Raw genomic sequence first — 21,148 nt, 5'->3', positions numbered from 1 at the left:
GGAATGGCCAGTTGGCACCGCGCTTGCATTGTTGAGCCCGGATTAGTCTCATTCTGCGGGTCCGCTTACGTGGCAACACCTCTGTCATTCCTGATGAACACCGGCGGCACCAGTTCCAACTGGTCGAGCAACGCCGCCAACAATGCCAACAAGGGCCGCGATGCCTTTGCGGAGCTATTGGGTTCGTCCGGCCAAAAGACCGAGACCAAAAGCACATCCTCGTCCACTGCACGCGTCGACCTGTTCGGTTCCGACACCAAGGACCGCGAACGTCGCCGCGATACCGACCCGATTGCCGCCCCCGTCGATGCGACCATCCCAGCGCGCGACCGCAACGAAACCGGCCGCAAGGTCGCCAAGATCGTCGATCAGCTGGCCGATGTCCGCTCAAAGCTCGAAGCGGGCGAAAAGCTCGATCCGGAACAGCTCAAAAAGCTCAATGCCGACCTGACCGATCTGGCCGACGAACTCGGTATTGATCTGAGCGCCTTTCCCTCGCTGACCATTCTGGCCGGCATGGTCGGCGGCGTGCTGCCCGATGATGCGAGCCTGCAGGGGCAGATGATGCTGGCGCTTGGCCCGCTGGCGCAGAGCCTGCTCGATGGCTCGGCCGGCACGGGCGCCGATGCGGACGTTGCGACACTGATGGATTCCATCGGCAAAAAGTTGGGCGCGCTACTGCAGTCGATCAATCAAGGCGACGTCCCGGTCGATCAATTGGCCGAACTCGGCTCGGATGCCAGCGCCGATCTGGACGCGGCCTTGGCGCGGCTGATGAAGCCTGCGGTCAAGATCGACGCGGCAGCACCGCCAGTGCTCGGCACGCCCGAACTCAAGCTGCCCGAATCCGCGCTGACCACCAAGACCGCCGAACAGCCAACCGCTGCACCGGCGGACAAGTCGGCGCAAAAGACCGAGACGCCGGATGCCGTGCGCCAGATCGGCGCGACTGCGGCACCCACAAGCGACAAGCCGGCGCCGGCTGAGGTCAAAGTCACCGCCGAAACCCATAAGCCGGTCGAAACCAAGGCTGTCGCAGCGCCGGTTGTTGCGGACGACAAGATAGATGCCCAGCCAACCATTCCGACGGCGCAGACCGCGCGTGTCGATGCTGTTGCAGCGCCGCGCGTGGTGCAGGTGGGCTACCAGACAAGCCAACAGCAGCTAAACCTGCCCCAGCTTGCCTTTGAGATCGCTCGGCAGGTCACGGACGGCAATACTCGCTTCCAGATCCGCCTCGACCCTGCCGACCTTGGCAAGATCGACGTGCGGCTCGATATCGATACCTCCGGCCACGTCAAGGCGCGGCTGGTGGTCGAGAAGTCCGAAACGCTCGATTTGATGCAGCGCGACCAGCGCGGGCTCGAAAAAGCCCTGCAGCAGGCCGGGCTCGACAGCAACAAGACCAGCCTTGAGTTTTCGCTCAAGCAGGGCCCGTTCAGTGGCCAGCAGGGTCAGGGCGACGACGGCCGCCAGGCGTTGTTTGGCAATGGCCCGTTCGACGAGACGGACGAAACCCCACCGCCCCAGGTCAACCTTTACCGCGGCAGCCTCAGCGCCAGCGGCGTCAACATCATCGCATAGGGATCACGAGCCATGGCAGTCAACGGCGTTTCCGGCAGCAGCGGTGCAAAGCAGACAGCGACATCGCGGTCGACCATAGCGGACAATTTCGACACGTTCCTGAGCATATTGACCACCCAGCTCAAGAACCAGAACCCGCTCGACCCGCTCGATACCAACCAGTTCACCTCGCAGCTGGTGCAGTTCACCGGCGTCGAGCAGCAGCTCAAGACCAATGACTTCCTCGAAACGCTGATGCTGTCGGGCCAGAACTCGGCCAAGTCCGATGCCGTGTCCTATATCGGCAAGCAGGTGACCGCCTCGGGCAAGACCGGTGAGCTGACCGACCAGAACGCCGTGTTCTGGGACTATAACGCCCCGGCCACCGTCGCCAACGCCACGGTGACCATCAAGAACGCGCAGGGCCAGGTGGTTTACAACCAGGCCGGCTCGCTCGCGGCTGGCCCCGGCACGTTCCGTTGGGATGGCAAGAAGGACGATGGCAACATCGCGTCCAACGGACTTTATACCATCGAGATCAAGGGCACCGACCTCAAGGGCAACACCATCGCGGTCAACACCTCTTCGGTGGGCATCGTGACCGGTGTGGACTTTACCGGCAATGTGCCCGTGCTGACCGTTGGCACCCGCAAGGTGACCATCACCGACGTCACCGACGTGCGCGTTCCACCAGCAGCACCTGCTGCCTGATCGACGGTCTCCACTCGCGCGACCTCGTGGTTCGACAGGCTCACCATCAGGTCTCTGGGGGCGTGTGGGCTCTGGGGGCATAACGTCTTTGCGGGCGTGTGGTTTTTTGGCCCTCCTGCAAGCTCAGTAGACCTCATCCTGAGCCTGTCGAAGGACGAGGGCGTGGCGCTGATTTCCGCTGCTGCGAGATTAACCAAGTCTCTCCAAGACTTGAATCCAATCCCTTGAAATCCAATACCATTCTTAACCTGTTGTAAGTTTCCCCTTAGTCGAATTTTAAGGCCGTTGCCCTACTCTCATCACATATGGTCAGGTTGAGTAGAGAGTAAAATGACCGTACAGATGCGTCCTCGCGTTAAGTACGTTATCGGACCGGACGGAAGTCCGCTCACGATCGCAGATCTTCCCCCCGCCAATACGCGGAGGTGGGTCATCCGCCGTAAAGCCGAAGTCGTCGCAGCAGTGCGCGGCGGTTTGCTAAGCCTTGAAGAGGCCTGTGACCGCTATACGCTCAGCGTCGATGAATTTCTGAACTGGCAGGCCGCCATCGACAAGCATGGACTTGCCGGGCTGCGGACCACCTGGATCCAGCACTACCGCGAAGGCTAGCCTTAAAGGCTACCCAGAGTTTTAAAGCCCGTCCGGATCCGTCCGGGCGGGCTTTTCTGTTGTATCAGGGCGTTTGTGGCGTGAGCCAGGGCGCAGCAGCCGGGCGTTGCTTCATCCGCTCGTAATAATCAAGCGATGCGGGCATTGGCGGGTGATCGAACGGCGTCGTGAACCAGCGATGCAGCCCCAGCGTGATGCCGATATCGGCCAGCGTGAAGCGGAACCCGCCGACAAAATCACCGCTTTGCGCCAGATGGGCTTCAAGTATCCCCATCGCCGACGTCCAGCCCTTGAGGCTATTGGCCAGCTTTTGCGGATCGTCATAGCCGGGCGTCTTGCGAACAATGGCGTTAAGCGCGTAGCCCCAATTGGGTCCGAGCTCGCCCGTCTGCCAAAGCAACCACTGCATGGCGATGGCCCGCTGCCGTGGATCGGCCGGGAGAAGGGCGTCGCCGCCCGCCTTCTGGTCGAGATAGACCATGATGGCGATGCTTTCCCACAGCACGAAATCATCATCGAGCAGCACCGGAACGGTGCCATTGGGGTTCAGAGCCAGAAACTCCGGCACTTTTGGGTCCCGGATCGGCAGGCCCCAGTCCTCCCGCTTGTAAGAAAGTCCCAATTCGTCGGCAGCCCACGTCGCTTTTCGGACGTTGACCGAGGTCACCCGTCCCAAAATGGTCAGCATCAAGTTCACCTTTCTTTCACTCACTCGGCATTTTCTGCCGGAATTCGCAAATTGCGACCAGTAGTTAAGACAATGTTTACCATCCGCTAGGTAATTTTTGCCCAGCGACCTCCACGTGCGTTTGCGTCGGCATGGGTCCCATCAAATCGAGTGCCGGCGTGGACAATTTTACCCAGCTGATCAACCGCATTGGACTGCCCCGCATGGCAGCCATGGCCGTTGTTGCGGCCCTAATGCTCGGTTTCTTCGGCTTTTTGATTCTCCGCGCGCAGACTCCCAATCTGGCGCCACTCTACACCGGACTGAGCCTCGAAGACTCATCGGCGATCATCAGCGAACTGCAAACGCAGAATGTCCCCTACGAATTGCGCGGCGAAGGCGACACGATTCTGGTCCCGCGCGACCAGATCACCACCGTGCGCATGGCGCTGGCCGGCTCCGGCCTGCCAACTCGTGGCCAGGTCGGCTACGAAATCTTTGACCAGCAGTCGACGCTGGGCGCCACCAGCTTCGTGCAGAACCTCAACAACGTTCGCGCGCTCGAAGGCGAACTGGCCCGCACCATCGGCTCGCTTGCCCGCATCAAGTCGGCCCGGGTGCATCTGGTCCTGCCCGAGCGCGAACTGTTTCGCCGTGAACGCTCCGACCCATCCGCCTCGATCGTTCTGTCGGTGCGCGGTGCGCTCTCGGGCGGCGAAATCCGCTCGATCCAGCATCTCGTTGCCTCCGCCATCGAAGGTCTGACCCCTGGCCGGGTTTCGATCGTCGATGACCAGGGTAATCTCTTGGCTTCGGGCACAGCGGACGATCAGCAGGGCGCACTGGCTGGCGAAGCGGCCGAACGCACACTCGGTTTTGAGAACCGCCTGCGCACGCGGGTCGAGGACATGCTTGCCAATGTCGTGGGCGCCGGTCGCGCCCGCGTCGAAGTTTCGGCCGAGATCGACTTCAATCGCTCGACCACCACGCAGGAAACCTTTGATCCCGATGGTCAGGTCGTTCGCTCCAGCCAGACCCGCGAGACTGAGAACAACAGCGCCGGTGCCAGTGGGCAGGTGAGCGTTGCCAATGAATTGCCCGGCGCGAGCCAGAATGCCGGCGCCAATGGCCCCAGCGAAAAGGGCACGTCGAGCGAAGAGATCACCAATTACGAAATCTCCAAGACCACTCAGACGGCAGTGACCGAAGCCGGCGCGATCAAGCGGCTGTCGGTGGCCGTGGTTGTCGATGGCGTTTACACGACCGACCAATCCGGCACATCAACCTATGCCCCGCGTTCGGCTGAAGACATTGCGCAGATCCTGACGCTGGTGCGCTCGGCCGTCGGCTATTCGCAGGCGCGCGGCGACAGCGTCGAAGTGGTCAACATGCAGTTTGCCGAGCGGCCTGAACTGTCCATTCCAGGCACAGATGCGGCTGGTGGTCTGCTCGATTTCACCCGCGACGACATCATGAGCGGCGCCGAAATGGCCGTGACCCTGCTGATCGCACTGGCTCTGGTGTTCTTCGTCATGCGCCCGCTGCTCAAGAAGGTGCTTTCGCCCGAAGCCCAGCCCCTCGCTCTGCCACCCGCTGCCGAAGTCGGCCACAATGGCGTTCTGACCGCTAGCGGCATCGTTGTGAACGACGCTCAGCCCGACACGGAAAAGGACAAGACACCTGCCTGGGTCGCCAACGCCCGCTCGATGGGCGAAACCCAACTCCAAACTCTCAAGACCGTCGGCACACTGGTCGAAGAAAACCCCAAGCAGGCCGCGCTGATCGTGCGCGACTGGTTGAGTAGTGCAGCGTAACCGCCATGGCCCTTGTTTCCCAATCACTCGATGTTCCAGAGCTGGGCACCCCCAAGCAACTGATTTTGGGCGGCTCGTCGAACCAGCGGGTGCTGACCGGCGACGAAAAAGCGGCCGTGCTGCTGCTGGCGCTTGGCCCCGATTACGGCAAGCCGATCTTTGACGAACTCGACGAGATGGAAATCAAGCAGCTGAGCCGCGCCATGGTGACGCTCGGCCCGATCACCCAGGGCATGCTCGATGACCTGATGGTGGAATTTGTGACCACCATTTCGTCGAACGGCACGCTGTCGGGCAATACCGACTCCACCGAGCGCCTGTTGCTGAGCTTTTTGCCAGCCGAAAAGGTCGACACCATCATGGAAGAAATCCGCGGACCGGCCGGTCGCAACATGTGGGAGAAGCTCTCCAACGTGCAGGCCGACGTGCTCGCGGCCTATCTCAAGAACGAATATCCCCAAACCATCGCCGTGGTGCTCTCCAAGATCGCCACCGATCACGCCTCCAGGGTCCTGGCCGTCCTTCCGGAGGAGCTCGCAATGGACGTGGTTCAGCGCATGCTGGGCCTCGACCAGATCCAAAAGGAGATTCTCGAAAAGATCGAAACCACGCTGCGCACCGAATTCATGTCGACGCTCAACACGTCCAAGCGCCGCGATAGCCACGAACAGATGGCTGAGATCTTCAACAGCTTCGACCGTCAGACCGAAGCGCGCTTCATCACGACCCTTGAAGAACAAAACCGCGATGATGCCGAGCGCATCAAGGCGCTGATGTTCACCTTCGAGGATCTGTCCAAGCTCGATAGCTCTGCAATCCAGACCGTCTTGACCAAAATGGACAAGCGCGAACTGGCCTTGGCGCTCAAGGGTGCCAATGATCAGGTCAAGGAAATGTTCTTCAACAACATGTCGGCCCGCACCGCCAAGTTGCTCAAGGAGGACATGGAAACCATGGGCCCCGTACGCCTCAAGGACGTCGACGACGCCCAGGGTCGCATGGTGTCCACGGCCAAGGATCTCGCCGCAAAGGGCGAGATCATGATCATGAAGTCCAAAGCCGACGATCAGATGGTGGCGTAACCCATGGCATCCCCTGCCCGCTTTAACTTCGATCTGGACCTCGGTCAGCGCAGCACCGCTGCGCAGCCGCCCAAGCCGACCGTGCCCGAAGATCTGGTTGCCCAGCTCATCGCCCAGGCACGTGAAGAAGCCTATGCCGAAGGCGTGGCTGCCGGTCAGCGCAATGCAACCACTGTCGCGGCGGAAACCCTTGCCGCCGCTGCAGCAACGCTGGCCACCCAGACCGCCGAAATGACTGCCGCTCTCGACGACGCCGCCAACCTGGCCCGGCGCGACGCCATCGAACTGGCCGCCAGCATCGGTCGCAAGCTCGCGCTGCACCTGCTGGCCCGCTACCCCACTGTCGAACTCGATGCGCTGATTGCCGAGTGCATGGAAAACCTCAATGGCGTGCCGCACCTGGTCGTGCGGTGCAATCCAGCCATTGCCGATGCCATCCGCGACATCGCCACCGCCCATATGCAGACGTCCGGTTTTTCCGGCCGTCTTGTCGTCATGGGCGATCCCGATCAGCGGCTCGGCGATGGCCGCCTCGAATGGGTCGATGGCGGCCTCGTGCGTGACCTTGGCGCCATCGCCAAGGACATCGACACCAAGATTTCAGCCTATCTCAGCGCCCATGGCGGTGACACCAACCAACAGGAGAGCGACCATTGAGCGCTTCCGATAACGATCCCCAGGACGGTATCACCTTCGAAGAGATGGCTTCCCCCAGCAAGGGCGACGCGCCCGAAGCCCATATCGAACGCACTGCCGCCGATCTTGAAGCCGTTTTCGACGTTCCCGTCCGCATTTCGGTGGTGCTTGGCCGCACCAAGATGCCGGTGAGCGATCTGCTGCGCCTCGATACCGGTACCGTCATCGAACTGGACCGCCAGGTTGGCGAAGCCGTCGAGATTTTCATCAATGAGCGCCTCGTGGCGCGCGGTGAAATCGTGCTGGTCGAAAACAAGCTCGGCGTCACCATGACCGAAATCATCAAACCACAGTAAGGGAGAAGAGGATGCGCTTGCTCATCGTCGGGGCCCTCGAAGGCCAGCTCAGCGAAGCCACCAAAATGGCCATGACCGGCGGCGCCAAGGTCGCCCATGCGCCATCGGTCGAGATCGCGCTGGCCGCGTTGCGCGCCGGGCGTGGCGCCGATCTGCTGCTGGTCGATGTGGCCATGGACATTATTGGCCTGATCGCCGGCCTTGAAGCCGAGCGCATCGCCATTCCAGTGGTGGCCTGCGGTGTCGAAGCCAATGCGGCTGCTGCCGTCAACGCCATCCGCGCCGGCGCCAAGGAATACATACCCCTGCCCCCCGATGCCGAGCTGATCGCCGCGGTGATCGCCGCCGTTGCGCGGGATTCCTCGGAGTTTCTGTTCCGCGACCCGGCCATGGAACGCGTCGTCAAGATGGCCGACCAGATCGCTGGCTCCGATGCCTCGATCCTGATCACCGGCGAAAGCGGCACCGGCAAGGAAGTCATTGCCAAATACGTGCATGCGCGGAGCAAGCGCGCCAACAAGCCGTTCATCTCGGTCAACTGCGCCGCCATCCCTGAAGCGCTGCTGGAATCCGAACTTTTCGGCCACGAGAAGGGCGCCTTTACCGGCGCCATCGCGCGCCGTATCGGCAAGTTCGAGGAAGCCTCGGGCGGCACGCTGCTGCTCGACGAAATCAGCGAAATGGACGTGCGTTTGCAGTCAAAACTGCTGCGCGCCATTCAGGAACGCCTGATCGACCGCGTCGGCGGCGGCAAGCCTGTGCCGGTCGACATACGTATTCTCGCGACCTCCAACCGCAACCTCAACGAGGCTGTGCGCGAAGGCACGTTCCGGGAAGACCTGATGTTCCGCCTCAATGTGGTGAACCTCAAGCTGCCCGCTCTGCGCGACCGTCCGGGCGACATCGCGGTGCTCTCCGAGCACTTCGTCGCCAAATATGCCAAGGCCAATGGCCTGCCGCCGCGTGAGCTATCCGCCGAAGCCTGCACGGCGCTGAGCAAGGCGCCATGGCCGGGCAATGTGCGCGAGCTGGAAAATACGCTGCACCGCGCCGTGCTGCTGTCGTCCGGCGACGTGATCGGCCCCGAAGCCATCGTTTTGCCAGACGGCATGGGGCTGACCGAAGCGGCGTCCACGAGTTCGCTGTCCTCGCAGCTGGCCCAGACCGCCGACGCCATGTCGCGCGCGCTGGTCGGCCGCACTGTGGCCGATGTCGAGCGCGACCTGATCCTTGATACCCTCGATCACACGCTGGGCAACCGCACCCATGCGGCCAATATCCTTGGCATTTCGATCCGCACGCTGCGCAACAAGCTCAACCAATATGCCGACGAGGGCACCAACGTGCCAGAACCCGGCGAACGCAGATCGGTCGCCTGATGACTTTTCGCGCTAACGCCCGGACCCGTTCATGACCGACCTGCCCGGCGGCCGCCAGCACGCTCCGTTCAAGATCCCGTCGGCTGGTTCCGTCTTCGACATCCTGCGCTCGGGCGATATCGCCCTGGCCGCAGGCGTCATGGGCCTCATCGTCATCCTCATCGTGCCCATGCCGCCTTTGCTGGTGGATGGGCTTCTGGCGATTTCCATCGTCTTTTCGGTGATGATCCTGATGACGGCTTTGTTCATTCAAAAGCCGCTCGAATTCTCGTCTTTCCCGACCGTTCTGCTGATCGCCACCATGCTGCGGCTGGGCCTGAACCTGGCCACCACCCGCCTGATTTTGAGCGAAGGCCATAACGGCACCGCCTCGGCCGGTCACGTCATCGAGGCCTTCGGCAACTTCGTGACTCGCGGCAATTTCGTCATCGGAACGGTGATTTTCATCATCCTGGTGATCGTCAACTTCATCGTCATCACCAAGGGTTCAGGCCGTATCGCCGAAGTCGCGGCACGCTTCAGCTTGGATGCCATGCCCGGCAAGCAGATGGCCATCGACGCCGACCTTTCGGCAGGCCTGATCGACGAAGACACCGCCAAAAAGCGTCGCGCCGAACTCGAAGGCGAAAGCGCCTTTTTCGGTAACATGGACGGTGCGTCCAAATTCGTGCGCGGCGACGCCATTGCCGGCCTGATCATCACCTTCATCAATGTTGCCGCCGGCATGTTGATCGGCATGATGCAGGAAGGCCTGAGCTTTCAGGAAGCCGGCAGCGTCTATACCCTGCTGACCATCGGCGATGGTCTGGTGTCCCAGATCCCGGCCCTGATCGTTTCGACCGCAGCCGGTATCCTCGTGTCGAAGTCCGGCGTGACCGGCTCTGCCGACAAGGCATTGTCCGCCCAGTTCACCGGCTACCCACGCGCCTTGGGCATGTCGTCGGCCGTGATGGGCGCCCTGGCCTTCCTGCCCGGCATGCCGATCATTCCATTCCTGGGCCTCGCCGCCGCTGTCGGCTATGTCGCCTGGCGCTCGGCGCGGACCAAGGACGAGGCCAAGGCGGATGCGGCAGTCAAGACGGCGCTCGACGCTGCCACCGCCAATCCCGGTGGCAACAAGGCTGGCAACACCGAAGCCCCGATCACCGACAGCCTCAAGATCGACGAACTCAAGCTCGAACTCGGCTATGGCCTGCTCAGCCTCGTCAAGGAAGACGAGAACGGTTCTGATCGCCTGACGGAACAGATCAAGGCGCTGCGTCGTCAGCTGGCGATCGAGCTGGGCTTCGTCATGCCTCCGGTGCGCATCCTCGACAATATGCAGCTTGAGCCCAACGCCTATAAGGTGCGGATCAAGGAAGTCGAAGCCGGTGCGGGCGAAATCTATGCCAACCAGCTGATGGTCATGGACCCCTATGGCAATCCGATCGACCTGCCGGGCACCCACACGACCGAGCCGACCTTCGGCCTGCCCGCGACATGGATCGAGCCTGCCATGCGCGACGAGGCCGAACTGCGCGGCCTGTCGATCATTGATCCATCGACGGTGATTTCGACCCACCTGACCGAAGTGCTCAAGGCCAATGTTGCGGACCTCCTCAGCTACGCCAATGTGCAGTCGCTGCTATCGGGCCTGCCCAAGGATCAGCAGAAGCTGGTCGAAGACATCGTGCCGGGCCTGATCTCGGTCTCGGGCGTGCAGCGCGTGCTGCAGACCCTGCTCAACGAACGCATCTCGATCCGTGACCTCTCGACCATTCTCGAAGGCATCGCCGAAATCGCCGGCCCCGGCCGTTCGGTGCAGGTCATTGCCGAGCATGTGCGGAGCCGCCTGGCCCGTCAGCTGTGCGCGGCCAATCTTGGTCCCGACGGCAACCTGCCGCTGCTGACACTGGGTCCACAGTGGGAACGCGACTTTGCTGAAGCCATGGTTGGCGAAGGCGATCATCGTCACCTAGCAATGGCACCGAGCCGGTTGCAGCAGTTCATCGGCGCCATCCAGACCGCTTTCGAACGGGCGGCGCAGCAGGGCGAACTGCCGGTGCTGATCACCTCGCCCTCGATCCGTCCGCATGTCCGCTCGATCATCGAGCGGTTCCGCCCGCAGACGGTGGTGATGAGCCAGAACGAAGTGCATCCCCGTATTCGCCTCAAGACGGTCGGCAGCATCTAGTCACCGGAACATCCCGACGCCTCGCGCATTGTTGCGAGGTATCTTCGGGGCAATACAATGAAACTCTTCACCTGCGACCATTGCGGCAACACGCTCTACTTCGAGAACGCTGTTTGCGAAAGGTGTGGTCACCAGCTTGGCTATCTGCCCCAGTATAACGCGCTGGTTTCATTGGTCGAAGACGGTGGCCTCTGGTCCACCCCCGCCTTTCACGACGATGCTTTCGTATTCTGCGAAAACACCAAGCATGGCGCCTGCAACTGGCTGCTCGTGGCCCAACCCGGCGCGGACGTCTATTGCGTCGCCTGCCGCCACAACGAGACCATTCCCGACATTGTCGATCCGCTGAACCTGCACCGCTGGCAGGTGATCGAGCGCGCCAAAAAACGCCTGTTCTATTCGCTGCTGCGGCTCAACCTGCCGCTGCAAACCCGCAACGAAGATCCGCTGCACGGCCTGTCATTCCGTTTTCTCGCCGACATGCCCATCGCCAACGGCCCGGTGATGACCGGTCATGAGAACGGCATCATCACCATTTCGCTGGCCGAGGCCGATGACGCCGAACGCGAGGCCCGTCGCACCAGCATGGGCGAACCCTATCGCACGCTGCTTGGCCATTTCCGTCACGAGATCGGGCATCACTACTGGGACCTGCTGGTGGCCAACCGCCCGGCGCTGACGGGGTTCCGGGCGCTGTTTGGTGACGAGACCGCCGACTACACGCTGGCGCTGCAGAACTATTACGCCAATGGCGCGCCCGCCGGCTGGTACCAGAGCCATATCAGCGCTTATGCCACCGCTCATCCGTGGGAGGATTTCGCCGAAACCTTCGCGCATTACCTCCACATCACCGACACAGTGGAAATGGCCTCGGCCTTTGGGGTGCGGGCGCATCCAGAAACCAATGACCAGAGCCTTGATATCAGCGTCAGCTTTGATCCCTATACGGCCGCCAGTGCGGACGTGATCGTCAGGAACTGGGTGCCGCTGGCCTCGATGCTCAACAACCTCAACCGGGCGATGGGGCATCCCGATGCCTATCCATTCGTGCTGACGCCGCAGGTGATCGAAAAGCTGGGCTATATTCACCAGCTCGTACACGGCCAGCTCAACTAGGCAATTGGAGTGGCGGGACGGTTGCGATATTCTCGCGCGATGCAAATCACCGTCCTGATCGTTCCGCCCTTTTCCACCCTCTGCAATGCCGCCTTCAATCTTCGCCGTGAGGTCTTTGTTTGGGAACAGAAGGTTCCCGAGGAAGAGGAGCACGACTCCGACGATCTGACAGCGACACATCTGGTCGCCATCGCCGAGGGCGAAGTAGTCGGCACGCTGCGCATGCTCGATAAGCCAGAGCATATCAAGATCGGCCGCGTCGCCGTTCGGCAGGCCTATCGCGGCAATGGTATTGCCAAGCAGATGATGATCGCGGCGATGGATCATGCCCGCGCCAAGGGGCGGGATCGCTTTTATCTCACCGCCCAATCGGACAAGCTCGGATTTTACGAACGGCTGGGCTATGTCGCCTTCGGTCCCGAGTTTCAGGATGGCGGCATGCCGCACTACGCCATGCGGACCTACGAAAAAGACACGGCGAAATTAACCAGTTAGCAACTGCTTAAGCCTGTCGCAGGTCCGTAGTCCCCCTGCCCTCTGATCTGCGCTATTGTCCCCGATGTCAGGAGCCTTGCGCGCATTTGCAGCGCGGCGCCGAGAACAAAAAAACCGCCGGGGAGGCGGACAGGGCCGGCCTCGTTTTTACGAGCGCCGGCCTTTTCAATGGCACTGCGACACATTGTTTTCGGAACGTCTGCGCCGCTTGTTGCGTTGTCGATGCATAATGGGCCGCACGGTACTCTACCGGCAAGTTTTGCACCGCACGGCCCGTCCATTTCAACAATGAACAATACGGAGCCTACTATGATCCGCACCCTTCTGGCCACTACTGCTATTGCTGCCCTGATGACTTCGGGCGCATTTGCTCAGGAAGCCACGCCTGCCGATCCCGCAGCCCCCGTGACCACGGAAGCACCTGTGGTTGAACCAATGGCGCCTGCCGTTGTGCCACCAGCCGCTCCGGCAGCTGGCACTGACGTCAACACCGGCGCTGCGCAGACCACCGAAGTGCACACCCCTTGGGATATTTCGGCCGGCTACATTGCGGTCGATACCGACAATCTTGGTTCGCACCTGATGGGTCAGCCCGTCTATTCGAGCTCGGGTGAAGATGCCGAAGAAATCGGCACCATTTCCGACATCGTGTTCAACGCTGAAGGTGACATCACCGCAGTCGTGATCGGTGTTGGCGGCTTCCTCGGCATCGGCGAAAAGTCCGTTGCAGTGGACTTCCAGTCGCTTGAATTCACCCGCGCTGCTGACAATACCGAGCGCTGGGTTGTTCCAACCACCGCTGATGCGCTGACCTCGGCTCCAGAATTCGTCTGGCGCGAAGATGAGCCGGTCGATGCCACCGCACCAGTCGACACCATGGCACCGGCACCCGTTGCCCCAGCCATGTAATCCCTCGGGATACTAACTTTAGGGCCGGCCATCAGGCCGGCCCTTTTTGCGTCAATAAGGAGACTGCCATGTTTCGCCCGATGATCGCCGCCTCTGTTTTCGCCCTTGTTCTGGCATCGCCCGCCATGGCGCAGGTCACAGCGCCTGCCGCGCCGACGCAACTCGAACAGAGCGGATTGACGCCACCCGCCATGGTCTCGGAGGGTTTTGCGACCCAGGGCGAAGATGTGCTGGTGACCAAATTGCTGGGCCAGACAGTGTATTCTTCGATCGATGACAATGCCGAAGAGATCGGCAAGATTTCCAACATGGTGGTGACCAGCGGCCTCGGCATTTCGGCCGTGGTGATCAGCGTTGGCGGGTTCCTCGGCGTTGGCGAAAAGGAAGTCGCCGTCGATTTTGCTGAGCTCGATTGGGCCAGCCGCGAGGATGGTTCGCGCCGTTGGGTGCTGGCGACGACTGCCGAAGCGCTGTCCGCTGCGCCGGCCTTTATCTGGGCCGATAGCGAAGAAGCCACCGGCCAGCCCGCGTTGACGCGCGACCAGCAGGAAGAGCAGCTTGTCGATGGCGATCCCAATGCGGTGCCTGTCGATCCAACCCTGACCACCGACCAGCCGGAACGAACGACGATCTCAACGCCGGTTGATCGCACCGGCTTTTCGGCGTTCGATAAATCCGGCCTGACCGCCGACGACCTGCGCGGCATTGGCGTCTATGGCATCGACGACCAGCAGATCGGGGCCATCGGCGATATCGTCACCAATCCGGATGGCACGTTCGACGCGGTGATCGTCGACGTGGGCGGGTTCCTCGGCCTTGGCGCCAAGCCGGTTGCTGTTGGTTTTGAGAACCTGGCCTTTTCGGCCGACACTTTTGGCCACCGCTACCTGTTTCTCAACACCACGCGCGAGCAGCTGGAAAACCAGCCGACCTATGATCCACAAACCTATGCCGGCGAGCGCGACACCCAGCGCATGGTGATCACGCCTTAAGCGGGTTCGACCGGAACTGGGCGGCGTGTTCTGAGCGCACTGAGCACGCCCGCCAGCGCGATGATGGCAATGCCGATCAGCGTCAGCGGCTCGGGGGCATGGTTGAACACCAGCCATCCGAGCAGCGCCGCCCAGACCAGATGCATGTAGTTCATCGGGGCGAGCAGGTTTGCCGGCGCATAGCGATAGGCGGCGGTGAACAGGTAATGCCCCAGCCCGGCGGTGACGCCGAGACTGATGAACAGCATGACCTGGATCGGCGTCGGCACCTCGCCATAAAGCGTCCATGGCAAAGCCAGGCCGAACAGGATTGCCCCCGCCAGAGCCGTATAGAACAGCAGCGCGACAGTGCGCTCGGTCGAGGCTAATACGCGCGACAGCAGATGATAGCCAACCGCCGCCGCGACGTTGCACAGCACCAGCGCAACGCCGATCGGATCAAGCCCACTGCCCGGCCGCACGATCAGCAGCACACCGGCAAAGCCCATGCCGGCCGCGACCCAGCCGATGATGCCGACCTCTTCGTTCAGCAGCAGGCCGGCCAGCAGGATCACCAGAATGGGCGACAGGTAAACAATGGCCGTGGCCTCGGCGATCGGCATGCGCTGCAAGGCAAACGCCATCAGCAGTGAGCCGGTGGCAAGGCACACCGCCCGCACCAGTACCAGACCGGTGCGGCGCGTCTTGAACATCAATTGCTTTTGGATCGGCGCGACCACTGCCAGCATCAGCAGGCAGTGGACGATGTAGCGAATGGCCGTGACCAATGGCGCGTTGTATTCCGTCAGCAGGAACTTGTTGGTCGCGTCATTGGCCGCAAACAGCAGCGTTGCCCCCAGGATGAGAACAAAGCCGCGCAGGGGACGCTCTACCAGACCGGTAGAGCTCATGGTCGTCGTGGTCATCAGGCGTCCTTGTCGCGGCTGGCTGTTGGTTCAGCGGCCGCTCATTTTCAACATGGCATCGGGATAGCGCGCGCCCACGATCGGAACGTTGGCTTCTTCGATATCAGCCAGATCGTCCGCCGTCAGTTGGACTTTAAGCGATCCGAGATTTTCTTTCGACCCCATGGGCTTAACGTGCGGCAACCTCGACCGAAAACGAAAAGGCTCGCCAAGCGCGAGCCTTTTTACATTTTGACGATGGGATCGGCCTTACTGCGCGCGGAAGCGCAGGCGGCCGATTTCGTCATATTCGGATTGCTCGACCTTGAGCTGCTCGGCCGCTTCGCGTTGGTGTTCGCGCTGGTCCAGCAGTTCGACCTTCTTGAGGTCTTCGAGGGCTTCGGCCAATGCGTCCTGGGCAGCTTCAAGCTTGCCGCGCATGTCATTGGCGGAATTGAGCAGGTTGTCGCGGCGGCTGAGCGCTGCCTTGGCAAATGTGGAATAGGCAAAGTGAGCCACGTCCGAGATACCGGTCTTGGTCTGCTCGATTTCGATCTGCTGGTCGAGTTCGGACGCCATGCGTTCGAAATCGTTGACCATCATCTCGATCTGCGCAACCTGACGTCGCTTCTCGTCCACCTGGAACTTCTTGAGCCGAATGAGGCTCTCGCTGCGCGATTTCAAGACCTGTACTCCTTACACACCAAGTCAGTTCCGGGACCCATACACGGTCCCATCAGTTTGCCGCGCCCGCCTCGGCAACAATGGCTTCGAGCATTTTATAGCCCTCGGCAATCGTCGTCGTCTCTTCCCGCTCCTGGCTCAAAAAAGCCTCGAGCGCAGGATAGATAGCGATCGCGCGGTCCACTTTCGGATCTGACCCTTTCCGGTAAGCCCCAAGCCGGATCAGCTCCTCCATGTCCGAATAGATGGACATGAGTTCTCTTGCCTTAGCCAGGACCGGTCGAACATCGACCGGAACACACCCTGGCATGGTGCGCGAGATGGACCGGAGCACGTTGACGGCGGGATATCTTCCCCGCTCGGCAATACCGCGCTCCATTACGATGTGCCCATCAAGAATACCGCGTACGGCGTCCGCAATGGGCTCATTGTGATCATCACCTTCGACCAAAACGGTAAAAAGTCCGGTAACAGAACCCGTTGTAATCGTCCCTGGGCCCGCTCGTTCCAATAATCGTGGCAATTCTGTGAAAACAGTGGGTGGATAACCCTTCGCAGTCGGTGGTTCGCCGATGGCGAGGCCGATTTCGCGCTGCGCCATGGCAAAGCGCGTCAGGCTATCCATCATGCACAGCACACGCTTGCCCTGGTCACGGAAGAATTCGCTGAGGGCGAGGCTCATATAAGCGGCCTGCCGCCGCATCAGCGCGGCCTCGTCGCTGGTGGCCACGACGACCACGGCATTCTTGAGGCCTTCCTCACCCAGATATTCCTGGATGAACTCATGCACCTCGCGGCCACGCTCGCCGATCAGCCCAATGACGGCGACATCCACATTGGTATTGCGCGCCAGCATCGACATCAGCACCGACTTGCCGACGCCCGAGCCGGCAAAGATGCCAAGGCGCTGCCCCTCGCAGACGGTGGTAAAGGTATTGAGACACCGCACGCCCAGATCGAGCGGATCGCCGACGCGCACACGGTCATGCGCCAGCAGTGGATTTTGTCGCAAGGGATAAGGCGTCGCGCCACGCGGCAACGGGCCCTTGCCGTCGATCGGCTCGCCATTGGCATTGATCACCCGGCCCAGCCAACCCGCCGAGGGGAAGGCCGCGCCGTCGCTGCGCTGGAACACCGCCTTGCAGCCCAGCCGCACGCCCGACAGTTGACCGAACGGGAGGCAGAGTGCATGGCCATCCTTGAAGCCGATAATCTCGGCGGCGAGGACGTCTTCATTGGTGGTTTCGATCTGCACGCGCCCGCCGACCCGCAATTCGCGCACCGGGCCGACGATTTCGATGAGCAGGCCCTGCACGGATTTGACCCGGCCGAACACTTCAATCTCGTCGATAGCCTCGATAGCCGAGATCAACGCCTTCATTCTGCCCTCAGCTTCCGTTTCACTGCCAAGCTCGAAATATGGTTTCCGGCGAGCCCGCTGCGATGGTAACAACGAATCACAGAGTAACCGATCATTAAGCAAAAGGCGCTATTGAGGGAGATGGACCGGTCCGTCTGGCGCTTTGCGCCCACCACCCTCCAAACCCCTGACACACCTCCAATTGCTTGAGTCTCAAGAGTCGCTTAGAGCGCCTACTTAAACCATTTTCTTAAGAAAAATTGATAGAATTAACCCTTAAATTTCAATGACTTAATCTTAATTCATACTAACGACATTTGCGTATTGCCGAACCGAATTAAACTTTGTTAACTATTTGAGCTTAGGGTTCAGTCATATCCAGTAGGGTTGGCGTGGGCAGGCCAGGTCCCACGGTTCCAGCAGGAACGAATGACAAGGGGAATATAATGCGGGTACTCCTTATTGAGGACGACAGCGCAACGGCGCAAAGCATCGAGTTGATGCTGAAGTCCGAGAGCTTCAATGTTTACACCACCGATCTCGGTGAAGAGGGTGTCGATCTCGGCAAACTCTATGACTACGATATCATTCTTCTCGACCTGAACCTGCCGGACATGAGCGGTTACGAGGTGCTTCGCACCCTCCGCGTTGCCAAGGTTCAGACGCCGATTCTCATTCTGTCCGGTCTTGCCGGCATTGAGGATAAGGTTCGCGGCCTCGGCTTCGGCGCCGATGACTACATGACCAAGCCCTTCCACAAGGACGAGCTCGTGGCCCGCATCCACGCCATCGTTCGGCGGTCCAAGGGCCACGCCCAGTCGGTCATCTCGACCGGCGAGCTCACGGTCAACCTCGACACCAAGACTGTCGAAGTCCAGACCCAGCGCGTGCACCTCACGGGCAAAGAATACCAGATGCTCGAGCTGCTCTCCCTCCGCAAGGGGACCACGCTCACCAAGGAAATGTTCCTCAACCACCTTTATGGCGGCATGGACGAGCCTGAGCTCAAGATCATCGACGTGTTCATCTGCAAGCTGCGCAAGAAGCTTTCTGTTGCGACCGGCGGCAAGAACTACATCGAGACCGTCTGGGGCCGCGGCTACGTGCTGCGCGAGCCAGACGAAAGCGAAAATTACAGCGAGAACGTCGCCTAAGTCCTCCCAGGCTTCAGACGTCTCCATCTGCCCCGTGCGACCTGGTCGTTCGGGGCTTTTTTTTTGCTTTGGGGTGCTCTCCAGCAGTGGACCTCATCCTGAGCCCTTCGAACCACGAGGTCTGACCAAAAGAGCGACTGGAGCCAACTGCGGTTTTTGGCGTAGGCTGCCGCCATGAGCATCGATACCGACACCAATCGCGCCATCAATTCCGTCTGGAAAATCGAGCAGCCGCGCCTGATTGCGGGATTGACGCGGATGACGCGCGATATCTCGATGGCGGAAGAACTGGCGCAGGATGCGCTGGTGGTGGCGCTCAAGACCTGGCCGCAAACCGGCGTGCCCGACAATCCCGGCGCATGGCTGATGCAGACCGCCAAACGGCGCGCCATCGACCACTTCCGCCACCGCAAGATGGCGACCACCAAGCTGGCCGAAGTCGGTCGCGTGCTGGAACAAGACCAGCCCGATGAAGAAGCGGCGCTGATCGAGAGCATGGACGACGAGGTCGGCGACGATCTGCTGCGGCTGATTTTTACCGCCTGCCACCCCATCCTGACCGCAGAGTCCCGCGTGGCGCTGACGCTGCGCCTGCTGGGAGGGCTGACCACCGAGGAAATCGCCCGCGCGTTCCTGGCGGCAGAACCCACAATCGGCCAGCGCATCGTGCGCGCCAAAAAGACTATCGTCGAAGCGGGGATTCCGTTCGAGGTGCCGCGCGGCGCTGAGCGGGAGGAGCGGCTCGCTTCGGTGCTGGGCGTGCTTTATCTCATTTTCAACGAGGGCTATTCGGCCACCGCCGGGCAGGACTGGATGCGGCCGCAGCTGTGCGAGGAGGCCATGCGGCTCGGGCGCGTGTTGGCGCAGCTATCGCCCGACGATTCCGAGGTGCATGCGCTGGTGGCGTTGATGGAAATTCAGGCCTCACGCACCGCCGCCCGCACCGACGCCAAGGGCGAGCCGGTGCTGCTGCTCGATCAGGATCGTGCGCGCTGGGATCACCTGCTGATCCGAAGGGGTTTGGCGGCGCTCGATCGCGCTATCGCGCTAGGCGGCGAGAATGCGCCCTACGCGCTGCAGGCCGCCATCGCCGCCTGCCATGCCCGGGCCCGCAAGGCCACCGACACCGATTGGACGAAAATCGCGGCGCTTTATGAGAGGCTTGGAACGGTGACACCCTCGCCGGTGATCGAACTCAACCGCGCCGTGGCGATCTCAATGGCGGACGGACCTGCAGCAGCCTTGGCGCTGATCGATACGATAAGGGACAATCCGGCGCTCAAGAACTACCATCTGCTTTATGGCGTTCGCGGGGATTTGCTGAGCAAACTGGGGCGGCATACCGAGGCGATGCTCGAATTCCGCCACGCGGCCGAACTCACCCGCAATGAACGAGAAAAAGCCTATCTGCTCGGGCGGGCAGAGCAGACCGCTTAGGCGGCGATTTCGGCTTCGATTTCAAACTTGGCTTCGAGATGGGCGCGCTCAAACGGCTTCATCATATAGTCGCTGGCGCCGGCCCGCAGCGCCATGGCGATGGCGCCGATGTCGTTTTCGACCGTGCAGTAGACGATGTGTGGCTTTTCGCCCCCGACATAGCCGCGCAGCAGTTTGAGGAATTCCAGTCCGCTCATGATGGGCATCTGCCAATCGAGCAGGATGGCGTCCGGCATTTCCTGGCGGCACTTGTCGAAGGCTTCCTGACCGTCTTCGGCCTCGTCGACAATGTAGTCCATGTTTTCAAGAATGCGGCGCGCAACTTTGCGCACCACAGTCGAGTCATCGACAATAAGACAGGACTTCATCAAAGGCTCCGCAGAGACTAACGCTCCATTCAATTATGGCGCGCACATCCTACAGATTGGTTAGCAAAATACTGACTATTCGGCAGCTTCGGCTACAGCCTTCGGGACGGCCCGCAGGTAGAACTCGTCGTTTTCGATACCGATGGAGATTTCCATGTCGGTCATGCGTGCCAGAAGACCCGTATAGAACGGCTGGATGCCCCGCGCGTCGACAAAACCCTCGTCTGGCGTACCGGCCAGAAGGCCTGCCGCACCAGATGGGATCAGCGTCTTCTGGCGCTTTTCCGGATCGCTCTTGGAGGTGAAATCAAAGCGCTCATTGCCGGCATCGCCGGTGATCGAGGCGGTCACATTGCCACCGCGCGGCACCGACATGGCAGCGATCAGCAGCAGGTTCATGAACAGCTTGGCCTTGTGCTTGGGCAAAAGGATCAGCGGCACATTCCATTCAAGGTCGGCCTTTTCGATCTCGAACTGGATGCGCGCTACGCGTTCGCATTCGCGGGTGTCGATATCGGTGCCCGAGGTCGAGGACGCGCCATAGGCGAGACGCGCAAATTCGAGCTTGGCGCGGCTCTGCTTGGCAGCGCTGGCGATCAGATCGCGCGCGCCTTCGGCCATTTCGGTCTGGTTGGGATCGCCCAGCACTTCAAGCCCGTTGCCGATGGCGCCAATGGGGTTGATCAGGTCATGACAAACCCGGCTGCACAGCATGGCCGCCAGATCGGTTGCCTTTAGCTCGATGATTTCGGTCATCTG

The 21,148-nt window shown here is 61.1% G+C and carries 22 protein-coding genes; 15 read left to right on the top strand and 7 right to left on the bottom strand.

The annotated features are described in order from the left end of the window. The first annotated feature begins 69 nt into the window (after positions 1–69). The 3 genes from ABIE28_RS01360 to sciP all read left to right on the top strand — a co-directional run bounded on the left by ABIE28_RS01360 (position 70) and on the right by sciP (position 2,883). The gene (locus ABIE28_RS01360) at positions 70–1,584 is read left to right on the top strand and encodes a flagellar hook-length control protein FliK (RefSeq protein ID WP_354059415.1); all 1,515 of its coding nucleotides are present in this window, start codon (positions 70–72) and stop codon (positions 1,582–1,584) included. Between the two features lie 12 nt (positions 1,585–1,596). Further along, positions 1,597–2,274, top strand: a complete 678-nt coding sequence (locus tag ABIE28_RS01355; protein WP_354059413.1) for a flagellar hook assembly protein FlgD — start codon at positions 1,597–1,599, stop codon at positions 2,272–2,274. A 330-nt stretch (positions 2,275–2,604) separates the two neighbouring features. Next, positions 2,605–2,883, top strand: coding sequence for a CtrA inhibitor SciP (gene sciP, locus ABIE28_RS01350; RefSeq protein ID WP_035102845.1), 279 nt, complete (start codon positions 2,605–2,607; stop codon positions 2,881–2,883). A gap of 64 nt (positions 2,884–2,947) precedes the next feature. Here the strand turns inward: sciP and ABIE28_RS01345 are convergent, their stop codons facing one another. Next, a complete protein-coding gene (locus ABIE28_RS01345; RefSeq protein WP_354059410.1) occupies positions 2,948–3,571 on the bottom strand; it encodes a glutathione S-transferase family protein in 624 nt (207 codons plus the stop codon). 158 nt (positions 3,572–3,729) lie between these two features. Between ABIE28_RS01345 and fliF the strand changes: the two genes are divergently transcribed. From fliF to ABIE28_RS01295, 10 genes are all read left to right on the top strand, one after another. Then, positions 3,730–5,364, top strand: coding sequence for a flagellar basal-body MS-ring/collar protein FliF (fliF, locus tag ABIE28_RS01340; RefSeq protein WP_354059409.1), 1,635 nt, complete (start codon positions 3,730–3,732; stop codon positions 5,362–5,364). 5 nt (positions 5,365–5,369) lie between these two features. Continuing rightward, positions 5,370–6,446 (top strand): flagellar motor switch protein FliG, encoded by a 1,077-nt coding sequence (gene fliG, locus ABIE28_RS01335; RefSeq protein ID WP_354059407.1) that lies wholly within the window; start codon positions 5,370–5,372, stop codon positions 6,444–6,446. Positions 6,447–6,449: 3 nt separating this feature from the next. After that, positions 6,450–7,103 (top strand): FliH/SctL family protein, encoded by a 654-nt coding sequence (locus ABIE28_RS01330; RefSeq protein ID WP_354059405.1) that lies wholly within the window; start codon positions 6,450–6,452, stop codon positions 7,101–7,103. A 44-nt stretch (positions 7,104–7,147) separates the two neighbouring features. After that, positions 7,148–7,438 carry a flagellar motor switch protein FliN gene (gene fliN / locus ABIE28_RS01325; RefSeq protein WP_354066378.1) on the top strand — a complete coding sequence of 97 codons (291 nt, stop codon included), beginning with the start codon at positions 7,148–7,150 and terminating at the stop codon, positions 7,436–7,438. A gap of 11 nt (positions 7,439–7,449) precedes the next feature. After that, positions 7,450–8,817 (top strand): sigma-54-dependent transcriptional regulator FlbD, encoded by a 1,368-nt coding sequence (gene flbD, locus ABIE28_RS01320; protein WP_354059403.1) that lies wholly within the window; start codon positions 7,450–7,452, stop codon positions 8,815–8,817. A 31-nt stretch (positions 8,818–8,848) separates the two neighbouring features. Continuing rightward, positions 8,849–10,990: a flagellar biosynthesis protein FlhA gene (gene flhA, locus ABIE28_RS01315; RefSeq protein ID WP_354059402.1), complete on the top strand. Its 2,142-nt coding sequence runs from the start codon at positions 8,849–8,851 to the stop codon at positions 10,988–10,990. A 57-nt stretch (positions 10,991–11,047) separates the two neighbouring features. After that, a complete protein-coding gene (locus ABIE28_RS01310; RefSeq protein ID WP_354059400.1) occupies positions 11,048–12,106 on the top strand; it encodes a zinc-binding metallopeptidase family protein in 1,059 nt (352 codons plus the stop codon). Positions 12,107–12,145: 39 nt separating this feature from the next. Beyond that, complete coding sequence (locus tag ABIE28_RS01305; RefSeq protein ID WP_354059398.1) at positions 12,146–12,601, top strand: GNAT family N-acetyltransferase; 456 nt, start codon at positions 12,146–12,148, stop codon at positions 12,599–12,601. A 309-nt stretch (positions 12,602–12,910) separates the two neighbouring features. Next, positions 12,911–13,510, top strand: coding sequence for a PRC-barrel domain-containing protein (locus tag ABIE28_RS01300; RefSeq protein ID WP_354059396.1), 600 nt, complete (start codon positions 12,911–12,913; stop codon positions 13,508–13,510). 68 nt (positions 13,511–13,578) lie between these two features. Further along, entirely contained in the window at positions 13,579–14,502 is a 924-nt protein-coding gene (locus tag ABIE28_RS01295; protein WP_354059394.1) for a PRC-barrel domain-containing protein, read from the top strand. Here ABIE28_RS01295 and ABIE28_RS01290 read toward each other — a convergent pair. The 4 genes from ABIE28_RS01290 to fliI form a co-directional block, all read right to left on the bottom strand. Continuing rightward, the gene (locus tag ABIE28_RS01290; RefSeq protein ID WP_354059392.1) at positions 14,499–15,407 is read right to left on the bottom strand and encodes a DMT family transporter; all 909 of its coding nucleotides are present in this window, start codon (positions 15,405–15,407) and stop codon (positions 14,499–14,501) included. The two genes, ABIE28_RS01295 and ABIE28_RS01290, sit on opposite strands and share 4 nt — an antisense overlap. Positions 15,408–15,437: 30 nt before the next feature. Next, positions 15,438–15,572 carry a hypothetical protein gene (locus ABIE28_RS01285; protein WP_354059390.1) on the bottom strand — a complete coding sequence of 45 codons (135 nt, stop codon included), beginning with the start codon at positions 15,570–15,572 and terminating at the stop codon, positions 15,438–15,440. Positions 15,573–15,656: 84 nt separating this feature from the next. Further along, positions 15,657–16,070 (bottom strand): flagellar export protein FliJ, encoded by a 414-nt coding sequence (gene fliJ, locus ABIE28_RS01280; protein ID WP_354059387.1) that lies wholly within the window; start codon positions 16,068–16,070, stop codon positions 15,657–15,659. Positions 16,071–16,122: 52 nt separating this feature from the next. Next, entirely contained in the window at positions 16,123–17,451 is a 1,329-nt protein-coding gene (fliI, locus tag ABIE28_RS01275) for a flagellar protein export ATPase FliI (RefSeq protein ID WP_354059385.1), read from the bottom strand. 425 nt (positions 17,452–17,876) lie between these two features. Here fliI and ctrA point away from each other — a divergent pair, with 425 nt between their 5' ends. Together ctrA and ABIE28_RS01265 are read left to right on the top strand one after the other, a co-directional pair. Continuing rightward, positions 17,877–18,584, top strand: coding sequence for a response regulator transcription factor CtrA (gene ctrA, locus ABIE28_RS01270; RefSeq protein ID WP_354059383.1), 708 nt, complete (start codon positions 17,877–17,879; stop codon positions 18,582–18,584). A gap of 174 nt (positions 18,585–18,758) precedes the next feature. Further along, positions 18,759–20,021, top strand: a complete 1,263-nt coding sequence (locus ABIE28_RS01265) for an RNA polymerase sigma factor (RefSeq protein ID WP_354059381.1) — start codon at positions 18,759–18,761, stop codon at positions 20,019–20,021. Here ABIE28_RS01265 and ABIE28_RS01260 read toward each other — a convergent pair. Together ABIE28_RS01260 and chpT are read right to left on the bottom strand one after the other, a co-directional pair. Continuing rightward, positions 20,018–20,389 carry a response regulator gene (locus ABIE28_RS01260; RefSeq protein ID WP_354059380.1) on the bottom strand — a complete coding sequence of 124 codons (372 nt, stop codon included), beginning with the start codon at positions 20,387–20,389 and terminating at the stop codon, positions 20,018–20,020. The genes ABIE28_RS01265 and ABIE28_RS01260 overlap by 4 nt on opposite strands. A gap of 75 nt (positions 20,390–20,464) precedes the next feature. Continuing rightward, entirely contained in the window at positions 20,465–21,145 is a 681-nt protein-coding gene (chpT, locus tag ABIE28_RS01255) for a histidine phosphotransferase ChpT (RefSeq protein WP_354059378.1), read from the bottom strand. Between the last annotated feature and the right edge of the window lie 3 nt (positions 21,146–21,148).

This window comes from Devosia sp. 2618 (assembly GCF_040546815.1).
GTDB lineage: Bacteria > Pseudomonadota > Alphaproteobacteria > Rhizobiales > Devosiaceae > Devosia.
Note: the sequence above shows the minus strand (reverse complement) of the source record. Positions and strands in the feature narration are given on the sequence as shown.

Excerpts from the sequence above, each read along its gene's own strand:
- ABIE28_RS01355 (WP_354059413.1), top strand. The coding sequence starts at position 1,597 with ATGGCAGTCAACGGCGTTTCCGGCAGCAGCGGTGCAAAGCAGACAGCG.
- sciP (WP_035102845.1), top strand. The coding sequence starts at position 2,605 with ATGACCGTACAGATGCGTCCTCGCGTTAAGTACGTTATCGGACCGGAC.
- ABIE28_RS01345 (WP_354059410.1), bottom strand. The coding sequence starts at position 3,571 with ATGCTGACCATTTTGGGACGGGTGACCTCGGTCAACGTCCGAAAAGCG.
- fliG (WP_354059407.1), top strand. The coding sequence starts at position 5,370 with ATGGCCCTTGTTTCCCAATCACTCGATGTTCCAGAGCTGGGCACCCCC.
- ABIE28_RS01330 (WP_354059405.1), top strand. The coding sequence starts at position 6,450 with ATGGCATCCCCTGCCCGCTTTAACTTCGATCTGGACCTCGGTCAGCGC.
- fliN (WP_354066378.1), top strand. The coding sequence starts at position 7,148 with ATGGCTTCCCCCAGCAAGGGCGACGCGCCCGAAGCCCATATCGAACGC.
- flbD (WP_354059403.1), top strand. The coding sequence starts at position 7,450 with ATGCGCTTGCTCATCGTCGGGGCCCTCGAAGGCCAGCTCAGCGAAGCC.
- flhA (WP_354059402.1), top strand. The coding sequence starts at position 8,849 with ATGACCGACCTGCCCGGCGGCCGCCAGCACGCTCCGTTCAAGATCCCG.
- ABIE28_RS01310 (WP_354059400.1), top strand. The coding sequence starts at position 11,048 with ATGAAACTCTTCACCTGCGACCATTGCGGCAACACGCTCTACTTCGAG.
- ABIE28_RS01305 (WP_354059398.1), top strand. The coding sequence starts at position 12,146 with ATGCAAATCACCGTCCTGATCGTTCCGCCCTTTTCCACCCTCTGCAAT.
- ABIE28_RS01300 (WP_354059396.1), top strand. The coding sequence starts at position 12,911 with ATGATCCGCACCCTTCTGGCCACTACTGCTATTGCTGCCCTGATGACT.
- ABIE28_RS01295 (WP_354059394.1), top strand. The coding sequence starts at position 13,579 with ATGTTTCGCCCGATGATCGCCGCCTCTGTTTTCGCCCTTGTTCTGGCA.
- ABIE28_RS01290 (WP_354059392.1), bottom strand. The coding sequence starts at position 15,407 with ATGACCACGACGACCATGAGCTCTACCGGTCTGGTAGAGCGTCCCCTG.
- ABIE28_RS01285 (WP_354059390.1), bottom strand. The coding sequence starts at position 15,572 with ATGGGGTCGAAAGAAAATCTCGGATCGCTTAAAGTCCAACTGACGGCG.
- fliI (WP_354059385.1), bottom strand. The coding sequence starts at position 17,451 with ATGAAGGCGTTGATCTCGGCTATCGAGGCTATCGACGAGATTGAAGTG.
- ctrA (WP_354059383.1), top strand. The coding sequence starts at position 17,877 with ATGCGGGTACTCCTTATTGAGGACGACAGCGCAACGGCGCAAAGCATC.
- ABIE28_RS01265 (WP_354059381.1), top strand. The coding sequence starts at position 18,759 with ATGAGCATCGATACCGACACCAATCGCGCCATCAATTCCGTCTGGAAA.
- ABIE28_RS01260 (WP_354059380.1), bottom strand. The coding sequence starts at position 20,389 with ATGAAGTCCTGTCTTATTGTCGATGACTCGACTGTGGTGCGCAAAGTT.
- chpT (WP_354059378.1), bottom strand. The coding sequence starts at position 21,145 with ATGACCGAAATCATCGAGCTAAAGGCAACCGATCTGGCGGCCATGCTG.